The 22,246-nt window shown below is 45.6% G+C and carries 22 protein-coding genes; 15 read left to right on the forward strand and 7 right to left on the reverse strand.

Going from position 1 to position 22,246, the window contains the following annotated elements; translation table 11 throughout:
* The first annotated feature begins 220 nt into the window (after positions 1-220).
* From CS921_RS06685 to CS921_RS06695, 3 genes are all read left to right on the forward strand, one after another.
* The gene (locus CS921_RS06685) at positions 221-865 is read left to right on the forward strand and encodes a 5-bromo-4-chloroindolyl phosphate hydrolysis family protein (RefSeq protein WP_099222293.1); all 645 of its coding nucleotides are present in this window, start codon (positions 221-223) and stop codon (positions 863-865) included.
* Positions 862-2,064, forward strand: coding sequence for a toxic anion resistance protein (locus CS921_RS06690; protein ID WP_099222294.1), 1,203 nt, complete (start codon positions 862-864; stop codon positions 2,062-2,064). Before CS921_RS06685 ends, CS921_RS06690 begins: the two co-directional genes overlap by 4 nt.
* 164 nt (positions 2,065-2,228) lie before the next feature.
* Positions 2,229-2,864 (forward strand): SMI1/KNR4 family protein, encoded by a 636-nt coding sequence (locus CS921_RS06695; RefSeq protein WP_099222295.1) that lies wholly within the window; start codon positions 2,229-2,231, stop codon positions 2,862-2,864.
* Positions 2,865-2,924: 60 nt separating this feature from the next.
* Here CS921_RS06695 and dinB read toward each other — a convergent pair whose 3' ends face one another.
* From dinB to rnz, 3 genes are all read right to left on the reverse strand, one after another.
* Positions 2,925-3,992 (reverse strand): DNA polymerase IV, encoded by a 1,068-nt coding sequence (gene dinB, locus CS921_RS06700; RefSeq protein WP_099222296.1) that lies wholly within the window; start codon positions 3,990-3,992, stop codon positions 2,925-2,927.
* A 105-nt stretch (positions 3,993-4,097) separates the two neighbouring features.
* The gene (locus tag CS921_RS06705; protein WP_099222297.1) at positions 4,098-4,892 is read right to left on the reverse strand and encodes an SDR family NAD(P)-dependent oxidoreductase; all 795 of its coding nucleotides are present in this window, start codon (positions 4,890-4,892) and stop codon (positions 4,098-4,100) included.
* Entirely contained in the window at positions 4,889-5,818 is a 930-nt protein-coding gene (rnz, locus tag CS921_RS06710) for a ribonuclease Z (RefSeq protein WP_099222298.1), read from the reverse strand. The genes CS921_RS06705 and rnz overlap by 4 nt, the downstream gene beginning before the upstream one ends.
* 280 nt (positions 5,819-6,098) lie before the next feature.
* On the opposite strand from rnz, the gene zwf reads away from it, so the two are divergent.
* Positions 6,099-7,577, forward strand: a complete 1,479-nt coding sequence (zwf, locus tag CS921_RS06715; RefSeq protein ID WP_099222299.1) for a glucose-6-phosphate dehydrogenase — start codon at positions 6,099-6,101, stop codon at positions 7,575-7,577.
* A gap of 277 nt (positions 7,578-7,854) precedes the next feature.
* Here zwf and CS921_RS06720 read toward each other — a convergent pair whose 3' ends face one another.
* Entirely contained in the window at positions 7,855-8,244 is a 390-nt protein-coding gene (locus CS921_RS06720; protein ID WP_276107116.1) for a DUF5626 family protein, read from the reverse strand.
* A gap of 490 nt (positions 8,245-8,734) precedes the next feature.
* On the reverse strand, positions 8,735-9,154 hold the full coding sequence (locus CS921_RS06725; RefSeq protein ID WP_099222301.1) for an effector binding domain-containing protein: 420 nt from the start codon (positions 9,152-9,154) through the stop codon (positions 8,735-8,737).
* A gap of 102 nt (positions 9,155-9,256) precedes the next feature.
* On the opposite strand from CS921_RS06725, the gene CS921_RS06730 reads away from it, so the two are divergent.
* The 3 genes from CS921_RS06730 to CS921_RS06740 all read left to right on the forward strand — a co-directional run bounded on the left by CS921_RS06730 (position 9,257) and on the right by CS921_RS06740 (position 10,923).
* Positions 9,257-10,177, forward strand: a complete 921-nt coding sequence (locus CS921_RS06730) for a helix-turn-helix transcriptional regulator (RefSeq protein ID WP_099222302.1) — start codon at positions 9,257-9,259, stop codon at positions 10,175-10,177.
* A gap of 108 nt (positions 10,178-10,285) precedes the next feature.
* Entirely contained in the window at positions 10,286-10,720 is a 435-nt protein-coding gene (locus tag CS921_RS06735) for a YueI family protein (protein WP_099222303.1), read from the forward strand.
* A 62-nt stretch (positions 10,721-10,782) separates the two neighbouring features.
* The gene (locus tag CS921_RS06740; RefSeq protein WP_099222304.1) at positions 10,783-10,923 is read left to right on the forward strand and encodes a hypothetical protein; all 141 of its coding nucleotides are present in this window, start codon (positions 10,783-10,785) and stop codon (positions 10,921-10,923) included.
* Here CS921_RS06740 and CS921_RS06745 read toward each other — a convergent pair.
* Both CS921_RS06745 and CS921_RS06750 read right to left on the reverse strand, forming a co-directional pair.
* The gene (locus tag CS921_RS06745; RefSeq protein ID WP_099222305.1) at positions 10,903-11,373 is read right to left on the reverse strand and encodes a DUF6884 domain-containing protein; all 471 of its coding nucleotides are present in this window, start codon (positions 11,371-11,373) and stop codon (positions 10,903-10,905) included. The genes CS921_RS06740 and CS921_RS06745 overlap by 21 nt on opposite strands.
* Positions 11,351-11,905: a GNAT family N-acetyltransferase gene (locus CS921_RS06750; protein ID WP_099222306.1), complete on the reverse strand. Its 555-nt coding sequence runs from the start codon at positions 11,903-11,905 to the stop codon at positions 11,351-11,353. The genes CS921_RS06745 and CS921_RS06750 overlap by 23 nt, the downstream gene beginning before the upstream one ends.
* A gap of 648 nt (positions 11,906-12,553) precedes the next feature.
* Here CS921_RS06750 and ilvD point away from each other — a divergent pair.
* The 8 genes from ilvD (at position 12,554) to leuD (ending at position 22,230) form a co-directional block, all read left to right on the forward strand.
* Positions 12,554-14,245, forward strand: coding sequence for a dihydroxy-acid dehydratase (gene ilvD, locus CS921_RS06755; RefSeq protein ID WP_099222307.1), 1,692 nt, complete (start codon positions 12,554-12,556; stop codon positions 14,243-14,245).
* Positions 14,246-14,255: 10 nt separating this feature from the next.
* The gene (gene ilvB, locus CS921_RS06760) at positions 14,256-15,968 is read left to right on the forward strand and encodes a biosynthetic-type acetolactate synthase large subunit (RefSeq protein ID WP_099222308.1); all 1,713 of its coding nucleotides are present in this window, start codon (positions 14,256-14,258) and stop codon (positions 15,966-15,968) included.
* Between the two features lies 1 nt (position 15,969).
* Positions 15,970-16,458 (forward strand): acetolactate synthase small subunit, encoded by a 489-nt coding sequence (gene ilvN / locus CS921_RS06765; protein WP_099222309.1) that lies wholly within the window; start codon positions 15,970-15,972, stop codon positions 16,456-16,458.
* An 84-nt stretch (positions 16,459-16,542) separates the two neighbouring features.
* The gene (ilvC, locus tag CS921_RS06770) at positions 16,543-17,538 is read left to right on the forward strand and encodes a ketol-acid reductoisomerase (RefSeq protein WP_099222310.1); all 996 of its coding nucleotides are present in this window, start codon (positions 16,543-16,545) and stop codon (positions 17,536-17,538) included.
* 147 nt (positions 17,539-17,685) lie between these two features.
* The gene (locus tag CS921_RS06775; RefSeq protein ID WP_099222311.1) at positions 17,686-19,212 is read left to right on the forward strand and encodes a 2-isopropylmalate synthase; all 1,527 of its coding nucleotides are present in this window, start codon (positions 17,686-17,688) and stop codon (positions 19,210-19,212) included.
* Position 19,213: 1 nt separating this feature from the next.
* Positions 19,214-20,293, forward strand: coding sequence for a 3-isopropylmalate dehydrogenase (gene leuB, locus CS921_RS06780; RefSeq protein ID WP_099222312.1), 1,080 nt, complete (start codon positions 19,214-19,216; stop codon positions 20,291-20,293).
* Positions 20,274-21,662 (forward strand): 3-isopropylmalate dehydratase large subunit, encoded by a 1,389-nt coding sequence (leuC, locus tag CS921_RS06785; protein ID WP_099222313.1) that lies wholly within the window; start codon positions 20,274-20,276, stop codon positions 21,660-21,662. Before leuB ends, leuC begins: the two co-directional genes overlap by 20 nt.
* The gene (leuD, locus tag CS921_RS06790; protein ID WP_099222314.1) at positions 21,649-22,230 is read left to right on the forward strand and encodes a 3-isopropylmalate dehydratase small subunit; all 582 of its coding nucleotides are present in this window, start codon (positions 21,649-21,651) and stop codon (positions 22,228-22,230) included. The genes leuC and leuD overlap by 14 nt, the downstream gene beginning before the upstream one ends.
* The last annotated feature ends 16 nt before the right edge of the window (positions 22,231-22,246 follow it).

Genomic DNA, 22,246 nt, shown 5'->3' on the forward strand with positions numbered 1-22,246 from the left:
AGTTTTGCTTAACAATCCATCTTTCGTGGTATCATAAGTATAACATATCCAAGTCCGAGAACAATTTACGTCGCGCGACTGATAACAGAATTTTTTCAGTTATGGTATGATGTAGACATAACCAAACACCCTTTCTAAACTGGTGAACATCTGCAAGTGAGCCGTACAATTTTGTACATACTTCGCTTGTTTTAGAATGGTATTGAAGGAGAAGATAAACATGACTCTATTTAAAAAGATTATGGCTTTTGCCGGTTCCTTCGTATTGATCAGCCTGTTGTTCGGGATCCTCTCATTCGTTTTCACAGGAAAAATGCTGCTTATTTTGCTGATTACTGCTGTGATTGCGATTGTCTTGTTCTTCCTGTCTTCACGAGCTGGCGACCGGGCACTAACTGAAAAAACCGGTCTCACCAAGAAAGAGTACAAATACATCCGAACGAATTTAGACGAAGCACGTGCTAAAATCATTCGCCTGCAAAAAATCATGGGCAGTCACAAGACGCTCTACTCTTTCCAAGAACGGAACAAAACACTTCAGCTGACCAAACGTATTTACGGCATTGTAAAAGAAGAGCCGAAACGTTTTTACGAAGCCGAGGATTTCTTCTTCAGTCATCTTGATTCATTGGTTGAACTTACCGAAAAATATGCTTTTCTTGAAAGCCAACCGGTCAAGGATAAGAAAATTTACCAAACCTTATCGGATACACGGACGCTCCTCAATGATTTGAGCCGAGTGGTCGAAAAAGATTTGTTCACCCTGCTCAATCAGGACGTCAACAGTCTTGATTTCGAGTTAGAAGTAGCGAAAAATGCGGTGAGCAAGCAAAAGCAGAAATTCGAAAGGAGCCATAAAGAATGACTGAGAACTCAAATGCGAAAAAAAACACCGAAGTAAGTCAAACTGAACTTTTAGAAAAAGAAATGAATCAAACGCTCGACGATCTTTTAAGCGATCCATTCGGCACAAAACAAACAACCGAAACGAGCATTGTAAATAGCGAAAACGAGGCTGCACCAAGACTTGTCGACATGCTGCCAGAAAGCAATAAACGTCAGGCGGTCGAGCTCAGCAAACAGATCGAGCCGGGCAACCAAGCTGCCATCCTTAGCTACGGTGCTCCTGCTCAGGCCAAGCTGCATGATTTTTCCCATTCGATGCTGGCACATGTGCAAAAACAAGATGTCGGCCCGATCGGCGATATTATCAGCGATCTGATGTACCGCTTGCAGGAAGCCGATCCTGACGAACTAGCCGCACGCAACCGGAATGTTTTCACGAAAATGTTCCATCGCGTCAAGCAGTCGATCAATGAGATCACTTCCAAATATCAAAAAATCGGCACTCAGATCGACCGAATCGCCCTTAAATTGGAGCATTCCAAAAAGCGCCTGATGGAAGATAATTCCTTCTTGGAGCAGCTTTACGATAAAAACAAAGATTATTTTCAGGCCCTCAACATCTACATTGCGGCCGGTGAACTAAAAATCGAAGAAATCAATACACAGATGCTGCCTGCCCTTCGCAAAAAAGCCGAAGAATCGGGCGATCAGATGGATTTTCAAGAGGTAAACGATTTGACTCAGTTTGCGGATCGACTTGAAAAGCGTGTCCACGACTTAAAACTAAGCCGTCAAATCACGATTCAACAAGCACCGCAGATTCGCTTAATCCAAAACACCAATCAGGCACTTGCTGAAAAAATCCAATCCTCCATCATGACAGCGATCCCGCTTTGGAAAAATCAAGTAGCCATCGCGCTCACGCTGTTACGCCAACAACAAGCGGTTCAGGCTCAACGTCAGGTTTCAGAAACGACCAACGAACTGCTAAAACGCAATGCGGACATGCTGAAAACCAACGCGATTGAAACTGCTCGTGAAAACGAAAGGGGCATCGTTGACATCGAAACCTTGAAAGAAACACAATCAAGCCTCATTGAAACCTTGCAGGAAACACTTAAAATCCAACAAGAAGGCCGTGCCAAACGCGCTGCCGCCGAAAAAGAACTTGTATCAATGGAGCAAGAGCTTAAAGATCGTTTGATTGAATTGAAATAAAAACATTCACTTATTTGTTTATACGACGACTTGAAACCAATGCGCTTGGGATAAGTCGTCGTATTTTTGTGTATCTGTTAGGGAATAAATGGCGATCTGCATCATCTTTTTTGCATATTCCAATACCGATTACAAGCTCTCCCCCCTCAGGAGTTGTTGCATAAATGTTTCACTTTGCCTATAATGAAGTCTCTGACAACAATAATATTTATGTACTAGATGGAGATGACAAAATGGATTTGTATGATGAACTACTAAATAAGCTAAAATTACTAAAAAAAATAGATATTAATCAAGAGATATTTGGTGCCGCACAACACCACTATCATTTTCATCCCACTTTAAGTGAAGATGCAATCAAAGCGTTTGAGCAAGCACATAAAATAACATTACCAGCTGATTATCATCATTTTTTGACAAAAATCGGGAATGGTGGTGCAGGCCCCTCTTTTGGAATTTCTCCACTCGAAAAATTTTTCACCGCAAGGCATTATGGTAATATTAAAATTAACGATCATTTTTTAGTTACCCCGTTTCCTTATTCAACTGCCCATCCTTTTCATTATACAGATGAATCCGATGAATCTTTGATAAGAGAGATGACTGGTACACTCACACTCTGCGATCATGGTTGTGGATATTATGATATGCTAATCATTAGCGGTTCCGAAAAAGGTACAGTATGGTCTGATGCAAGATGCAGTGACCAAGGTATGGAAAAAATCTTTGAAAGTTTTCTGGATTGGTATTTTGATTGGCTTGATACAAGTATTGAAACAATCAAAAATAAGTCTGTTTGATCTTGTTATAGCAATTAAAGTCGATTTTCCTGATTGATTCCACATCTATTTTTCCTATCATTAAATTTCCAACCGTAAATTCTCAAAATAAACCGGTTTTAAATTGGATACGGTTAGTCCGATCAAGCGAACCGATTCTTCTCCTGTGAATGTATCCGCTAAAAGTGCGCAGCCAGCTTCATAAATTGATTGCTGGTCGAGAATATAATCATTCAATGTCAGCCGTTTTGTATAGGTGCTGAAATCTGCATAGCGGATTTTCAAAACAACTGTTTTGCCGTGTTTATGGATTTTTTGAAGCCGAGTTTCGATTTTCCCGGCAAAGCGCCACAGAGCCTGTTGCAAAAGCCACTCTTCCGTGACATCTTCCGCAAAGGTGGTCTCTTTCCCCACAGATTTACGATCTCGATTTGGATTGACCAGACTATTCGATTCTCCTCGAACATGCCGATACAAGTAGTAGCCGTGTTTATGAAATTCCCGAATCAAATCCCACTCGCTCCACGCCTTCAAATCCTTGCCGGAATGAATCCCCAAACGGTGCATCTTCTCAGCCGTTACTTTGCCGACTCCGTAAAATTTATCGATTGGAATGGACTCCAAAAATGCCGCAGCTTCTTCCGGAGGCACGACTGTCAGGCCAGCTGGTTTGCGGTAATCAGAGGCAATTTTGGCAATAAATTTATTGTAAGAAACACCGGCTGATGAGGTCAAACCGAGCTCGCGGTAGATGGTTCGCTGGATGTCACGTGCAATCAGTGTGGCAGACTTCATGCCTTTCTTATTCTCTGTTACATCCAAATAAGCCTCATCGAGTGACAGCGGCTCGATTAGTTCGGTGTATCGTTTAAATATCGCACGAATCTGATCAGAAACTTCTTTGTAATGCTCCATGTTGCCGTGAATAAAAATCCCCTGTGGACATTTCTTAACCGCTTGCTTAGTTGGCATCGCGGAATGGACGCCAAATTTGCGTGCTTCATAGGAGCAGGTCGACACAACGCCTCTTTTATTCGGGTCTCCACCGATGATAAGAGGCTTGCCACGATATTCTGGATGATCCCGCTGCTCAACGGACGCATAAAACGCATCCATGTCAATATGAATGATTTTTCGAGAAATATCCATCGGCTCCACTCCTTAAATACAAACAAATGTTCTTGTTTTTATTATACCGAACTCTGCTGAAAAAAACAAATGCGAGCCCCCTGATAATCGGAAGCTCGCGCCTTTTTATTTTTTCATAAAGGCTTTTTTCCCCAGCTTTTCAATGAGTACGGGGAATAGCTGATACAATTTGGAAACTAGATTCATGGAACGTGGCAGATTGACCTCTCTTTTCTCCGTCCCGATGATTTTAACGGTTTTTTTCGCGACTTTTTTAGGCTTGAGTGCAAATCGGCCCACACTTTTCAAATAGTTTCCTGTCTGATCCGCTCGCTCAAAAAACTCTGTGGCAATGGGGCCCGGGTTGATGATCGTCACATTGGTTCGCTGTTCGGCAAGCTCCATTCGCAGCGCATTGGAATAACCAATCACAGCAAATTTTGTTGCCGCATAAACGGCCGACTTTGGTGTGGCCATTTTCCCGGCTTGGGAGGCAATGTTGATAATATGGCTGCGGCGATTATTCCGCAATACTGGGATCAATTCCTGTGTCAGCTTGATGAGTCCCAGAACGTTAACATCGAACATCTCTTTCGTGACTTCAAACGGCGTTTCTTCTGCTCGTTCAAACAGGCCAAAACCGGCGCAATTGATCAGCACGGTGATGGTCTGCTGCTCGGCTTTTAACATTTCAACCAACCGGTGAATCGCATCAAAATCACTGAGGTCACAAGGATAATAGGCGCACTTTCTTTCATACTCCAATTCCACCTGCCCGGCGGTTTCTTTCAGTGCCTCGATATTCCGGGCGACAAGAATTGGTCTTCCGCCATTTGCGGCAACTTGAAAGGCAAGTTCCCGCCCTAAACCGCTTGAGGCGCCGGTGATGAGTACATTTTTATTTTTTAAAAACTCATTCATGACGACTCACCTTCTATCGGAAAAACAGCAAAATCATTCGCCAAGTCTGTATGGGGGAAAATTTGCCGCGCTTCTCTAAGCAATTCCCGACTGGCCTCTTGGTCGTAGCGTGAACTGATGTGTGTCAGAATCAAGTGCTTGGCCTGTGCTTTTCGGGCGAGTTCCGCTGCTTCATGCGTCGTCGAATGCATATATTTTGCCGCCATTTCCTGCTTATCGGCAGAAAAAGTCGCTTCATGAACGATGACATCAGCCCCTTCTGCAAGCTGAATCTCGCTTTCCAGTGCACGCGTATCGCCAAAGATGGCCACGACCCGCCCTTTTTGACTTGGGCCGATGTAGTCCAGCCCATTAATGAGCCGACCGTCATCTAGTGTAACCGTCTCGCCGTTTTTAAGCTGCTGATAGAGTGGCCCCGGCTTGACACCTTCTGCCTTCAATCTGGCCGCGTCAAGTGTGCCGTTTTTATCTGCTTGAACGATCCGAAAACCGAAAGATTCAATCCCGTGGTCCAGTTTGCCGCAAGTCACAGTCAGCATTTCATCAGCGAATATCTGCCCTTCCTCAAGCTCCACCACATGAAGCGGATAGGTGAGATGTGAACCGCTGACAGAAAGCGATGTTTCCACGTACTCTCTAATTCCAGCTGGTCCGTAAATCGTGACGGCTGTTTCGCCGCCTTGAAAAGAACGGCTGCTTAAAAGTCCCGGCAAGCCGAAAATATGGTCGCCATGCAGGTGTGTGATAAAGATTTTTTCAAGTTTGCCAAGTTTGACCTGGCTGCGTAATATTTGATGTTGGGTGCCTTCGCCGCAATCGAACAGCCAGATGCTGCCACGCTCATTTAACATTGATAAGGCAATGGAAGTTACATTCCGGCTTTTCGATGGTACGCCTGCTCCCGTGCCTAAAAAAATCAGTTCCATCCTTTTCCGTCCTTTCAAGTTGATCAACTGTTTCATCATATCCTACTATTTTAACATATTTTATCTGGAATAGCGGCATCGTTTTTATGAAGCGCTTCCAACCTGTTCTTGAAAATATTCCAGCTTAAACAGTTGCACAATCAGTTTTTAATAGATAAAATAGTATGGAGTTAATGAGGGAGTTTTATCCAGTCATTCCGGGATTTATTTGGCAAATGATTGTGAAAATACTTTTTCTATGATATGTGCTTATAGAAAATTCAGAAAGAGGGTAAATCGTATGACAGATGAGTTAGAACAAAGAGCGTTAATTACCATTTTTGGTGGTACAGGAGATTTAGCAAATCGCAAACTTTACCCTTCCCTGTTCCATTTATATAAAAAAGGCTCCCTTGGTGAGAATTTTGCCGTGATTGGGACTGCTCGTCGTGAATGGAGCGATGACTTTTTCCGTGATAAAGTGAAGGCTTCCCTGAAAGACATTCCGGATCACGCGGAACTGGCTGATGCGTTTGCCGCGCATTTTTACTATCAGTCGCATGATGTGACGAACCAGGAATCCTATGTCAAACTAAAAACTCTATCCGATGAACTGGATGAAAAATATGAGCTGAAGGGAAACCGTCTGTTCTATTTGGCCATGGCACCTAACTTTTTCGGTATGATTGCCAGCCGCATCAAATCTGAAGGCTTTGTGGATACAGAAGGCTTCCACCGTTTGATTATTGAAAAACCGTTCGGGCATGATCTAGCGAGTGCCGAAGAACTGAATAATTCTCTTCGTCAGGCATTTAATGAAGATGAAATTTACCGAATTGACCACTATCTTGGCAAAGAAATGATTCAAAATATCTCCGTTATCCGCTTTGCCAATTCCATTATTGAATCACTTTGGAACAATCGCTATATTGATAATATCCAAGTCACGCTCAGTGAAGTACTGGGTGTTGAGGATCGTGGCAAGTACTACGATGAAAGTGGCGCACTGCGGGATATGGTGCAAAACCATATTTTACAAATCGTCTCTCTTCTCGCAATGGAACCGCCAATCAAATTGACAACAGAAGAAATTCGTCATGAAAAAGTTCGCGCGCTCCGCTCTTTGCGTGTTTATGAAGGAAAAGAAGTCCATCAAAACTTTATTCGCGGGCAGTATGGCGAAGGGAATGTAGACGGCAAAGAACTTAAAGGCTACAGACAGGAAGAAAATGTCGACCCGCATTCCAATACGGAAACATTTGTTGCGGCGAAGCTCATGATCGACAACTTCCGCTGGACAGGCGTGCCATTTTATATTCGCACCGGTAAACGTCTCGCAGATAAAGCGACACAGATTGCCATTCATTTTAAAAATGTTCCGCTGAACCTTTTTGGACAGCAACAGTCACTAGGTGGCAATGTCCTTGTCATTCATATTCAGCCGAATGAAGGCATCACTCTGCATCTGAACGTGAAAGAACCCGGTCAGGGAATGGTGACCATGCCAGTCAATCTGGACTATGTCCACTCTTCTCCAGATGGTATGAATACACCGGAAGCCTACGAAAAATTAATTTTAGACTGTCTGCGCGGCGACGCGACTTATTTCTCGCACTGGGATGAAGTTAGCCTATCTTGGCGCTTTATTGATCAAGTAGCAGCTGTCTGGAATACAACAAAAGATCACTTCCCGAATTACAAGCCCGGCTCGATGGGTCCGAAAGAAGCTGATGATCTCGTACAAAGAGACGGTTTCTACTGGTTCCCGGTGAATGAATAATTGCTAAAGAAAAACTGAGCGCCACACAACAGCCATTTTTAAATGGATATTGCGTGGCGCTCAGTTTTTTATTTAATACTCATTTTATTATTATAGACGCTAGTTAAAGATTTTTTCTTTAAATTTCTGATTAACAGTTTAGCTATATAAGCTCCGACTATTACTATAAAGACGAAAAACAGTAAACTAATCAAAGCAGTTAAGTTCCCTACAAAACCCATAAAGTCACCACCTAATTTACTGAATATACAATTTGATTTTTATTGTTTATCTTAGCTCATAACCAGCCATGCCACCCGCCCATTTCATAAAATATAGTTGTGAAATCAAAATAATTAGTCGCTTGTTTGCTATTATCTAATTTAAGTTTTTCACTTTTTACTTTTACACCATACATATGATAGTCTTTATCGTAAGCTCTGGTTATTTTATTATTTTTTACCGTGAACTTAAAACTACAATTATATGCACCAGTGTACCAATATGCTTTATAATTCCCATTACTTGCTCTTAATAGTGGTCGTCCATTACTACCAATGGTTGGCTCTTCAACAACTGGTGTAATTCCAATTGTCATTGTTTCTCCATTATCCAAAGTAACGTTCTCTTCCTGAGCTACTGGTGAACGTAAATCGAATGTTCCTTCAACTGATTCTGTATTAGCAATGGCAAGCTAATGCTATACTTGGTGGTAGTACACTAACCGTTATACACGTGACCGCCAATAAAGATAACGCTTTCAAAAATATTTTTCCCGTTTTTTCTCTCTCCCTTTTGTGTTTTTTATGAATTAAATATAACATACTTGATAGATGTATAGTCAAAAAAGTAAGGAAAAGCTATTTTCTCGCACAGGAAATTAACATAAAAACTTTCCATCAGTATTTTGTAAATTAAAAAGATATTTAAATACTTAAAATAACTTTTATTAGTATACATAATAGTCGCTTTTTGTTTTTATACATATTTTTATGCATGACGTTTTCTATTTAGACAAAAAAATTCACATCATAAACCATATATCAAAATTAAAGCAAAAAAACAAACAAAACTATCTTTACATTGTAAATTCAAATAGAATAAATATACAAAAAAACCTGCAGAGCTTGTATTTCTACACTTTGTCTACAGGCTTTTTGTTGATTGGATAGACCTACCTACTTTTCAAACACTGGAATATATAGAGTTAAACCTTTGTCACGGAAGTCTTCCAAGTTGAAATTGCCGCCAATGCCCACCTTTTCGCTTTGGGCAACTTCACCATAAGCTTGCCCGATGAATTGGTCGATCGCTGCGCGGTCTGTTTCCGTCGTTTCAAATTTAGCATAGAGACCTGCTGGGAATTCAAAAGTGGTGTCCCCTTCCCCATTTCCGGCTTTTGCCACCAGATAATACTGCTTGTCTTCAATATTGGTGTTGATGCCAACAAACGCTTTTTTATCTTCTGCATGTTTCGCAATTGCCGCCGCTTTGATCTCGCTCATTTTGCCTAAGCCTTCCTGCGGGTTGAATGCGGGAATTTCTACTTTACTTCCTGAAAAAACTTCTTGTGCGTGCTGAATCGTTTCAAATGACATATCGTTTCCCTCCAAAATTAAATCGTTTTTTGTTATGCTATGACTATACCTTATGAATGTTGACAACTGTCTGTCAGCATTCCAAAATAAAGGAGCTTTTTTATGAAAATTGAACGACTGATCGGCATCGTCATGCTACTGCTTCAAAGAGAGCTTGTCAGTGCAGCGGAAATGGCCCGGATGTTCGAGGTCTCCAAGCGGACGATTTATCGCGATATTGAGACGCTTTCGATGGCTCGGATTCCGATTTATACACTTGCAGGGACAAAAGGTGGGATTGGGATTATGCCTACCTATAAAGTCGATAAAAAATTGTTGACTGTTGATGATTTGACGGCCATCCTTACCAGTCTGGACGGCTTTGAACAGCTGCTTGCCTCTGCTGAAATTAAAAATACGCTGCGCAAGATTCGCAATATGCTGGGGGAAATTCCTGAAAGTGCTGCCCAGCCGATTTCACTGGACTTTTCGACGGTTGCCAGTAATAGCGACTTGAACCAGCTTGTCGAGCAGCTGCATTTGGCGATCAAAAAAGAGCGACTGGTCACACTGGTTTATATTGATCGGAACGGCCGTGAAACAACGCGACAAGTGGAGCCTTATCATCTCCTTTTTCGGAATCGTTTTTGGTATCTTCAAGGGTACAGTCTGGATCGGGCGGACTTTCGGACATTTAAGCTGTCACGAATCATCCACTGGCAGGTGGAGAAAGCATCTTTTATACCGCGCCCCTTTGATAAGCGGCCTTTTTCGGCGGGATCGGAGCAGGCGGCTTTCTCCATGCAGGAAGTTAGGTTGATTGTGGACAAGATCGGTCGGGAGCAGATTGTCGAACGGTTTGATCGTCCGGCGGTTGAAGCGCTCGATGATGGGGCGTTTCTTGTGACGCTTTCCCTGCCGAATCATGAAGCGGGTTACCGGTTTTTGCTGCAGCTTGGGACGCATGTGACACTCTTGAACGAGGATGATTTCTATGAGGGATTTCACGACTATCTGAATACCCTTTATCATAAATACCAGTAAAATTTGTTTCCCGCTTCCGTTCTTTTTAAACCTGCTTGGCACTTTCTCGGCATAATGTGATTTTCATGTTACAATAAGCCTAAGAATGTTGTGAAAAGGAGAAGTCATATGGCTGAAAACATTGAAGATTATCTGGAACATGGCATGTATGGCAATCTTGAAGTGAATCCAGCTGAACAGAAAAAATATTTGGGCACTTTTCGGGAACGTGTGATTGTTGCCATGACGAGAGAAGAAGTGCTGGGTAAAAAGCTGCTTCCTTCTCTGGAAGAAAAAATCAAGGCACATCCGCAGGCTAAAATGCTGTTGAACGGTGAACTTGGCTATCCAAATTTGCGTCCCTATATCACGCTGGCGGAAACTTACAAGCTCCCATTTTCGATTGTCTCTCGTGAAACAGGTGACACGGATATTTATCTCGTGCTTGCCAGTCAGTCCGAGGTCAATCAAAATGACATCCATCTGCATCCGCTTGAAAATACGGACACAAAGGATCCGGAACCAACCCATTTACTTGATAAGATTAAAAAATTATTCGACTAAAAAAAGCCGAAACAGTATCTAAGCTGTTTCGGCATGCTATTTCTTGAATGGAGGCTCTTCTTATGCTACATACAATCGTTATATCTTTGGCGATACTGATGCTTTTGCAAACTTTGTATTTCTTTATTCGCCGGAATGTCAACATGGGCGTCATGTGTTTACTGATTACGGCAGCACTTTTTTTAATCTCGACGATTGGTTAGCGGTTGATTCGTTTCAACTGCTTTTTTTAATGCCTGCTGCATAAAACCGATCCCGCCCCGGCCGACAAGCGGTTCTTCGATTCGTACCGTCTCGCCCATAATGGACCTGCAAAGCGGACCATACTTCACACCGCCGAGCAGTATGACGGTTTCTTTAGAAGAAGGGGCTACTTTTCCCCATTGGTATTGAAGGGTTTTTAAATCAATCGTGGCGCTCGTAGTCCCCTTTTTTGTAAAACGAACGTCATAAGGGCCCGCCACTAGGTCGTTCGGCTGCAGAAAACCGTATTTTGGTGAAAGAATCAGATATCCCGCGCTACCTGCGAACTGCTCTGCATAAGCTCTGGCCAGGCGGTGAAAGGTTCCCATGTAGGCTTCCCTTGCAGGAACAGCACCTGCTTCGGGGGCTTTATCCCAGATTTTCGGCTTACCGGAGGGCACAATCATCATGTGCTTTCACCTCGTCTTTTGGGAGCTCCCACATCATGATGGTTCCGCCGATTTCATGTGTGTCCTCTTCTGTTAAATAGGAAAAACCCGTGTGGCGCAAGACTTGGATGGAGGCCTGATTGTTATTATAGCAGCGCGCAAAAATCCGCGTGATGACGGGTTCGGTTTTCAGCCAGTAGATCATTTCTGTGAGTGCTTCGGTCATGTAGCCGCGGTTTTGGTAAGCTTCGACAATGCTGTAACCCAGTTCGATCTCCCCTGTCGCATCTGGATCCCCTTGTCCGCCGATTTCTCCAATTACTTTATTTTCTTCTTTTAAAACGACAAGTCGTGTCCATTTCGTCATCTCAGGGTTCTTTTTAACGTTTTCCAAAACATAGGGCAGGTAGAAGAAAAAATCAATTCCCGGCCAGTCGCGCGACACTTGATAGCCGGTTGCCCGTTCCAACTCATCAACCCCGGAAATCGTCGCTTGAATCATTTCATATGTGTATTCAATTAACCGTAATCTTTCGGTTTCTAAAATTCTCATCTCAAGCCCTGACTTTCCTTAGTTTTAATAAGTTTAATTTAGCAGAAAAGAGCCCTTTTTGGCAACTAATCAAGTAGCTTTCACCGATTTTCCCAATGCTTTTTATCAGATAATTTCTTTTTGAAAATAAATTTTTTCAGAAAATATTTCTTTGAATCGTTTTGTGTATTCGCTTTCATTGAGCTTGTCAGTCAATTATATGACCAGGTGCTAAAAACAGCTTATTATCAAATTTGGATGAATTGTCCAAAATGACGGAAAACTTTAAAAATAGCAGTTGACAGATGATCGAAAGACCGTTATATTTAATAATAACATCACACCACTTGAAGGATTTAACGCTTTGGTGTATGAAATCAAACTAATAGAATCCGATTTTTAAAAGGAGCTAATGACCATGAAAACCATCCATTTTAATGCCGTCATTACAATTTTATTAAGGTAACAGGACTCGCTTAGCTGTAATTTTCTTACAGTGTCTGAGTCCTGTTTCAAATGGGATTCTTTCACAAGCATCCCATTTTTGTTTATTCAAAAGTGGGATGCTTTTTCTTTATCCAAGAATGAACAGACGATTGCCGTTCTATTTGACATTTTCTAAATATTCAGGTTCGGCGCACTATTTAAACGAAGGAATGGGGTTATGATATGAGAAGTGATAAGATCAAAAAAGGTGTGGATCAGGCACCGGCTAGAAGCCTACTGCATGCAACCGGACAATTAAAGAGTCCCGGCGATATGAATAAACCTTTTATCGCCATTTGTAATTCTTATATCGACATCGTTCCAGGGCATGTTCATTTGCGTGAGCTGGCAGATGTGGCAAAGGAAGCCATTCGCGAAGCTGGCGGGATTCCTTTTGAATTTAATACGATCGGTGTGGATGACGGGATTGCGATGGGACATATTGGCATGCGGTACTCCCTGCCAAGTCGTGAAATCATTGCCGATGCTGCGGAGACGGTCATCAATGCGCACTGGTTCGACGGCGTGTTTTATATTCCGAATTGTGACAAAATCACACCTGGCATGCTACTTGCCTCGGTTCGGACGAATGTGCCGGCCATCTTCTGCTCTGGCGGTCCGATGAAGGCCGGACTTTCTGCTACCGGCAAAGCTTTGACGCTCTCATCCATGTTTGAAGCGGTTGGAGCATTTAAGGAAGGCTCGATCAGCCAATCAGAATTTTTGGATTTGGAAGCCAACGCCTGCCCGACTTGCGGCTCCTGTGCCGGCATGTTTACCGCCAACTCGATGAACTGCCTGATGGAAATTCTCGGTGTGGCACTTCCTGGAAACGGGACAACACTGGCTGTTTCAGAGGATCGGCGCGAATTGATTCGGAAATCCGCCTTCCACTTGATGGATTTGGTTAAAAAAGATATTCGACCGCGCGATATTATTACAAAAGATGCAATTGATGATGCGTTTGCTCTCGATATGGCGATGGGCGGCTCGACAAATACCGTTCTGCACACGCTCGCACTGGCAAATGAAGCTGGGATTGATTATGAGCTGGAACGCATCAACGAAATTGCAGCTCGCGTGCCTTACTTATCCAAAATCGCCCCTTCTTCTGCTTATTCGATGCATGATGTCCATGAAGCTGGCGGCGTCTCGGCGATTGTGAAAGAACTGGTCGAGCTTGGTGATGCCATCCATCCCGACCGAATCACTGTTACTGGGAAAACGATTCGTGAAAACGTGGCAGATGCGTCGATTAAAAATGAACAAGTGATTCATCCAAAAGAAGCCCCTTACAGTCCAGTCGGCGGTTTGTCGATCCTTTTCGGCAATATTGCCCCCAAAGGCGCGGCCATCAAAGTCGGCGGTGTGGATCCATCCATTCAGGTTTTCAAAGGGAAAGCAATCTGTTTCAGCTCCCATGATGAAGCGGTTGAAGCCATCGACAACCATACCGTTCGCGAGGGACATGTGGTCGTGATTCGTTATGAGGGACCAAAAGGCGGACCGGGCATGCCGGAAATGCTGGCCCCGACTTCCAGTATTGTGGGGCGCGGACTTGGTAAAGATGTGGCACTGATCACGGATGGCCGTTTTTCCGGGGCCACACGCGGGATTGCGGTTGGGCACATTTCACCCGAAGCGGCTGCCGGCGGACCCATCGGCCTGATTGAAGATGGGGATATCATCACGATCGACCTGCCGAACCGTACGCTAAATGTTGAGGTGCCAGATGAAGTCCTTGCCGAGCGCAGACTGAAACTGCCAAAATTCAAAGCAAAGGTCAAAACGGGCTATTTGGCCAGATATACGGCCCTAGTTACAAGCGCACATACTGGCGGTGTCATGCAGATTCCAGAAGATTTGATCGACTAAAGACGAGGTGATGAAAATGGTGACAAAAACGAGCAAGGAAAATGAAGCAAAAAGTGGCGCTGAACTTTTGATCGACTCGCTTCACAAGCAGCATGTTGAGATGATTTTTGGCTATCCGGGCGGTGCGGTTCTTCCGCTTTACGATGCTTTCTATGATTGCGATATTCCCCACATTTTGACCAGACATGAACAAGGCGCGGTACATGCGGCAGAAGGTTATGCACGCGTGACAGGAAAACCCGGCGTTGTCGTGGTTACAAGCGGACCGGGCGCGACCAATGTTCTGACGGGGATTGCAGATGCGATGAGCGACTCGATCCCACTGGTTGTTTTTACGGGGCAAGTCCATACGCCGGGCATTGGGAAGGACGCTTTTCAAGAAGCCGATATGATTGGCTTGACCATTCCGATCACTAAATACAATTATCAAGTGCGAGACGTTCGTGACTTGCCTCGCATCATCAACGAAGCCTTTCATATCGCCAGCACGGGGCGGAAAGGACCCGTTGTCATCGATTTGCCAAAAGATATGGGCATCGCCGAAACCGATCAGGTTAAAGCAGATACAATTGATCTGCCCGGCTATCAACCTACCTACACACCCAATCCGCTGCAGATTGAAAAATTGATGACCGCCCTTTCGCGAGCCAGCAAACCCTTGATTTTGGCTGGTGCCGGTGTCAATCATTCCCGTTCGACAAGTGAATTGTTGGAATTTGCAGAACGTTATCAGTTGCCTGTTGTGAATACACTACTCGGCTTGGGTAGCTTTCCGAATGAACATGAGCTGTTTCTCGGCATGGGCGGCATGCACGGTTCCTACGCTGCCAATATGGCTCTGACCGACTGCGACCTCTTGATCAATTTTGGTTCCCGATTTGATGACCGGCTTGCCAGTGCACCAAAAGAATTTGCCACAAAAGCGACGATTGCCCATATCGATATTGATCCGGCGGAAATCGGCAAGGTCATTCCAACTGATATCCCGATTGTAGCAGACATTGGCGAGACACTCCGCGCCATGCTTCTTGTCCAGCTCGAAGAAAATCCCGATACCTCGCATTGGTATAAACTCAATTTGACGCGAAAAAATCGGCACCCTTTTTCCTATGATCGCTCGTCTAAACTTTCGATTAAACCGCAGAAAGTCATTGAAATCATTGGAGAATTGACTGGCGGTGAAGCTTTGGTGGCAACCGATGTCGGACAGCATCAAATGTGGGTCGCCCAGTTTTATCCTTTCCAGTATGACCATCAGATTATTACAAGCGGCGGGCTCGGTACGATGGGCTTTGGCTTTCCGGCAGCAATTGGCGCCTCGCTTGCTTTTCCAAAGAAAACGGTTGTCTGCTTTGTGGGCGATGGCGGTTTCCAAATGACGAATCAAGAGCTGGCGATTTTAAACGAATATGGCATCAATGTCAAAGTGATTATTTTGAATAATGCCTCTCTCGGGATGGTACGGCAGTGGCAGGAAAAATTCCACAATGAACGCTACTCCCATTCCCTTTTCCAGACACAGCCTGATTTTGTTAAATTGGCTGCGGCATATGGTGTTAAAGGCTTTTGTTTGACGAATCCGGATACGCTTGAAAAGGATTTGAAGAAAATCTTTATGGAACCCGGTTCAGCTGTCGTGGATGTGCATATCGCCAAAGACGAACTCGTGCTGCCAATGGTCCCAAGCGGCAAACCGAATCACCAAATGGAAGGAGTCGAATGATATGCGCCGAATCATTACTGCAACTGTGAATAACTCATCCGGCGTGTTGAACCGGATTACGGGGGTCATTTCAAGACGGCAATATAATATCGACAGCATCTCAGTTGGCTGGACGGAGGTGCCGAATGTTTCCCGCATCACGATTGTCGTCCATGTCGATTCACTTTATGAGATCGAACAGGTCACCAAGCAGCTCAATAAACAAATTGATGTCCTGAAAGTCAGTGATATCACCGATGATCCGCATATCGAGCGAGAGCTGGCACTGGTCAAAGTTAGCGCCCCTGCAGCTGCCCGTTCGGAATTAAACGCCGTCATTGAGCCATTTCGGGCCACCGTGATTGATGTTGGTACTAAAAATATCGTCATACAGGTGACCGGTACAAGTGAAAAGATTGATGCCTTTGTCGACATTATCCGGCCTTACGGAATCAAGCAAATGGCGCGCACAGGTGTGACTGGTTTTACTAGAAGTCCTAAGAAACTTTAAATGACTACCCCGCAACACGAACGTTGCTTGAGTAGCGTAGCAAATGTCTACGTCATAAATAGAAAAATAATGGAGGTTTGAAAGATGACAAAAGTTTATTATGAAGAGGCAGTTCAAACAAATGCACTGGAAGGTAAAACGGTGGCCATCGTCGGATACGGTTCACAGGGGCACGCGCATGCGCAAAATCTGCGTGACAATGGCAATCATGTGATCATTGGGATTCGTGAAGGAAAATCAGCCGAAGCCGCCAGACAAGATGGATTCGATGTATTTTCTGTAAGTGAAGCCACTGCAAAAGCCGATTGCATCATGATTCTTTTGCCAGACGAAACACAAGGTGCGACCTATGAAAAGGAAATCAAGCCGAATTTGGAAGCTGGAAATGCGCTTGCCTTTGCACACGGTTTTAATATTCACTTTGACGTCATTACACCTCCTGAAAATGTAGATGTTTTCCTTGTAGCACCAAAAGGCCCGGGGCACCTCGTTCGCCGGACATTTGTCCACGGTGGCGCGGTCCCTTCCCTGTTCGCCGTCTATCAGGATGCAACAGGCGGAGCGCGTGATGTGGCACTTTCTTATGCGAAAGGAATCGGGGCGACACGTGCCGGCGTGATTGAGACGACTTTCAAGGAAGAAACGGAAACCGATTTGTTCGGGGAGCAGGCGGTCCTTTGCGGCGGCTGTACACACTTGATTCAGGCGGGGTTTGAAACGCTTGTCGAGGCGGGCTATCAGCCGGAACTTGCTTATTTTGAAGTCCTCCATGAGATGAAACTGATTGTTGATTTGATGTATGAAGGCGGTATGGAAAAAATGCGCGACTCGATTTCCAACACGGCGGAATATGGTGACTATGTGTCTGGACCGCGTGTTGTGACGGCTGATACCAAGGCTGCCATGAAAGACGTTTTGACGGACATTCAAAATGGTAACTTTGCCAAATCCTTTATCCGTGACAATCAAAATGGCTTCCAAGAATTCCACCGGCTTCGCGCAGAACAAAAAGGTCATCAGATTGAAAAAGTCGGTGCCGAGCTGCGTGCCATGATGCCATTTGTAAAGCCGCAGCAATGATTGACATACGTTTGCTGGTGAAAATCGTCCTCTCTTCGCGTTACGAGGATGATTTTCACACTGGCAGGCAATGGCTTGATGAAAGGACAATTTGTTGCCCTTTCATGAGGCCAAAAGCCGCAAATAAAAAGAATGAGGTGAAATCGAATGAAAAAAATCCAGTTTTTTGACACAACGCTCCGAGATGGCGAGCAGACACCTGGTGTAAATTTTAATGTAAAAGAGAAGGTTCAGATCGCCTTACAACTGGAAAAGCTCGGCGTGGATGTGATCGAAGCCGGTTTTCCGATTTCTTCTCCTGGTGACTTTGAATGTGTGAAAGCCATTAGCGAAGCCGTGAAACATTCATCTGTGACAGGACTAGCAAGATGTGTAGAAAAAGATATTGACAGAGCAAAAGAGGCGCTAAAAGACGCCGCCAAACCACAACTTCATATTTTTCTGGCAACAAGCGATGTACACATGAAGTACAAACTGAAAATGACGCGCGAGGAAGTGCTAGCTTCCATCAAACACCACGTGACCTATGCCAGACAGCACTTTGACATCGTCCAGTTTTCACCGGAGGATGCCACGCGGACGGAAAGAAGCTTTCTAATAGAAGCCGTCCGGACAGCGATCGATGCAGGCGCCAAGGTGATCAACATTCCGGACACGGTTGGTTACACGAACCCGACTGAATTTGGTCAATTGTTCCGTGATCTGCGAGAAAACATCCCGACTTTTGATGAGGTGACTTTCTCCTCCCACTGCCACGATGATCTCGGCATGGCGGTTGCCAATTCCCTTGCTGCGATCGAAAATGGGGCGACGCGTGTGGAAGGTGCGATCAATGGGATTGGTGAGCGGGCCGGAAATACAGCCCTTGAAGAAGTAGCCGTCGCGCTTCATATCCGCAAAGATTTTTATCAGGCGGAAACGAGTATCACGCTAAATCAAATCAAAGCGACGAGCGATCTTGTCAGCCGTCTTTCTGGAATGCCGGTACCGCGAAATAAGGCGGTTATTGGCGGCAATGCCTATGCGCATGAATCGGGCATTCACCAGGATGGCGTTCTGAAAAACCCGGATACGTACGAAATCATTACACCGGCACTGGTCGGCGTTGAAAAAAATTCCCTGCCACTTGGCAAATTGTCCGGTCGACATGCTTTCATCACCCGGATGACAGAGCTTGGCTACGCGCTTTCTGAAGAGGAACAGAATGAGTCCTTCCGCCGCTTCAAACAACTCGCAGATGTCAAAAAAGAAGTCACGGAAGACGACCTCCATGCCCTGATTCTTGGGCAAACGCAAGCGGCCAACGAAGAAGTGGAGCTGCGACATTTGCAAGTCCAATATGTGACTGGCGGTGTCCAAGGTGCGATCGTCCGCATCGAGACGGAAAACGGCGATACGCAGGAAGATGCAGCAACAGGTGCCGGCAGTATCGAAGCGATTTACAATACGATCAACCGGCTGTTCGGACAAAATGTGACGCTGACAGACTACCGCATTCAAGCGATCACCGCGGGTCAGGATGCCCAAGCAGAAGTGCATGCGGTCATTCAGGATGAACACGGCACAGATTTCCACGGAATTGGGATTGATCATGATGTGCTGACGGCAAGCGCCAAGGCTTACCTCTATGCCAGCACAAAATGCCAAAAGGCTCGGCTGAAAGGAGTTCGCTAATATGAAGACTTACCACATTGTCGCCCTCCCAGGTGATGGGATCGGCCCGGAAATCATGAAATGCGGACTGGACGTGCTTGATGCCGTGGCAAAAGAGGCCCCCTACCGTTTTGAAATCACCGAGAAAGCCTTTGGCGGAACAGCGATTGACCAATTTGGCGAACCGCTTCCACAGGATACGCTCGAGGCAGCCAAGAAGGCAGATGCGATTCTGTTGGCAGCAATTGGCGGACCTCAGTGGGACGAGGCGGAGAAACGGCCGGAAGCTGGGCTCCTTGCGCTCCGCAAAGCGCTCGACCTATTTGCCAACATTCGCCCCATCCAAGTCCCGGCGGCTGTCTCCCACCTTTCCCCGCTGAAAGAAGACCGGGTGGCCGGATGTGATTTTATCGTGGTTCGCGAGCTAACTGGCGGTCTGTATTTTGGCGAACCGAAGCAGTGGAACGAGCACGAGGCGACCGATACGCTCTACTATCAGGCCTACGAAATCGAGCGCATCATCGACAAGGCCTTTCTAATCGCCCGTTCGCGCAGAAAAAAAGTCACCTCTGTTGATAAAGCCAATGTTTTGGCCTCGAGTAAGCTTTGGCGGAAGATTGCCGAACAGGTAGCGGCTCGCTATCCAGACGTGGAACTCGAGCACCTATATGTGGATGCGGCCAGTATGCTGCTCATCCAAGCTCCCAAAAAGTTTGATGTCCTTGTAACAGAAAACATGTTTGGCGATATTATCAGTGACGAGGCTTCCGTGATCCCCGGCTCTCTTGGGCTACTCCCTTCTGCCAGCCATGCGGAAAACGGCCCTTCACTCTATGAACCCATTCACGGCTCTGCGCCAGATATTGCGGGTCAAAATATTGCCAACCCAATGTCGATGATTCTCTCCGTCGCAATGATGCTGCGGCAGTCCTTCCAGCTTCACGAAGCAGCAGAAAAAATTGAACAAGCAACGAGCCGAACGATGGAAAGCGGCTGTTTGACGAAAGATCTCGGCGGAAACGCGACAACCACAGCTTTTACAGAAGCGGTCATTCAAGAAATCCAGAAAGGAGCGGTACAAAATGGGACAAACACTTTTTGATAAATTGTGGAACAGACATGTCATTTTCGGAAAAGAAGGTGAACCGCAATTACTCTATGTGGACCTCCATCTGATCCATGAAGTCACCTCTCCACAAGGTTTTGAGGGCTTGCGCATGGAGGGTAGAAAAGTTCGGCGACCAGACAAAACGTTTGCCACGATGGACCATAACGTACCGACGGAAGATATTTTCAACATTCAAGACCTCGTTGCGAAAAAGCAAATTGAGGCGCTTCAGAAAAACTGTCAGGAGTTCGGCATCAGGCTGGCGGATATGGGCAGTGACTTGCAAGGAATCGTCCACATGGTCGGGCCTGAAACAGGGCTTACCCAGCCGGGCAAGGTCATCGTTTGCGGTGACTCGCATACGGCGACACATGGCGCTTTTGGGGCGATTGGCTTTGGCATCGGCTCAAGTGAGGTGGAGCATGTTTTTGCGACGCAGACCATCTGGCAGCAGAAACCGAAATCAATGGGCATTGAAATCGTTGGGAAGCTGCCAAAAGGTGTCTATGCCAAGGATATCATTCTCCATCTGATTGCCACTTATGGCGTGGCTTTCGGAACGGGCTATGCGATTGAATATTACGGCGAGACAATTGAAAATCTTTCCATGGAGGAACGGATGACGATCTGCAACATGGCGATTGAAGGCGGCGCTAAAATGGGCATGATGGCACCCGATCAGACGACTTATGACTATCTGGCAGGCCGCGAATATGCACCGGCAGACATGGAGAAAGCCATCTGTGATTGGGAGACGCTGAAGACAGATCCTGATGCTGTGTTTGACCACTCGATCAAGGTGGACGTCTCGAATCTCGCCCCTTATGTCACGTGGGGAACCAATCCTGAAATGGGCGTCCCGTTCGATCAGCAATTCCCCGAAATTCGGGATGTGAATACGGAGCGCGCCTATCATTACATGGGGCTTGAACCTGGTCAAAAAGCGGCTGATATTGAGCTTGGTTACGTCTTTATCGGCTCTTGTACGAACGCTCGACTATCGGATCTCGAGGAAGCAGCTCGCATCATCCAAGGCAAAAAAGTGAAGCCGGGTATTCGCGCGCTTGTGGTACCGGGTTCCAGACAAGTTCAGAGAGCCGCCGAACAAAAAGGCCTCGATCAAATTTTCAAAGCGGCTGGTTTTGAATGGCGCGAACCGGGCTGCTCGATGTGCCTCGGAATGAATCCCGATCAGGTGCCAGCAGGTGTTCATTGTGCCTCAACCAGCAACCGCAACTTTGAAGGGCGGCAAGGGAAAGGTGCCAGAACGCATCTCGTCTCCCCTGCCATGGCGGCTGCGGCGGCAATCCATGGGCACTTTATCGACATTCGTGAGGAGGTAGTTTCAAATGGAAGCTATTAATATTCATATTGGCAAAACGGTGGCCCTGATGAACGACAACATCGACACGGATCAAATCATCCCCAAAACTTTTTTGAAGCGTATTGAAAAAACCGGCTTTGGCGAATTCCTCTTCGACGAGTGGCGCTATTTGCCGAACCGCAAACTAAATCCTGATTTCCCGCTTAATGCACCGGATCGGCAGGAAGCAACCATTTTGATCACGGGGGACAATTTTGGTTGCGGCTCCTCGCGGGAACATGCGGCCTGGGCCCTTCTCGACTATCGCTTTCGGGTGATTATTGCGGGTGGTTACAGTGATATTTTTTATATGAATTGTACGAAAAACGGCATCCTCCCTGTCGTCCTGCCGAAAGAAGCTCGTGACAAGCTTGCTTCCCTTGCAGCGGACGAACGAATCACGATCGACTTGCCGAACCAAAAAATCAGTAGCTCGGTAGGCGACTACTCCTTTTCCATAGATCCGACTTGGAAAAATAAGTTTATTCATGGGCTTGACGATATCGCGATCACGTTCCAGCATCTGGAAGAAATTGAGGCATATGAAGCGAAAGTAGACGCGAAATAAAACAAAGGTAGTGATG

The sequence above is a fragment of the Listeria costaricensis genome (genome assembly GCF_900183385.1).
Taxonomy (GTDB): domain Bacteria; phylum Bacillota; class Bacilli; order Lactobacillales; family Listeriaceae; genus Listeria; species Listeria costaricensis.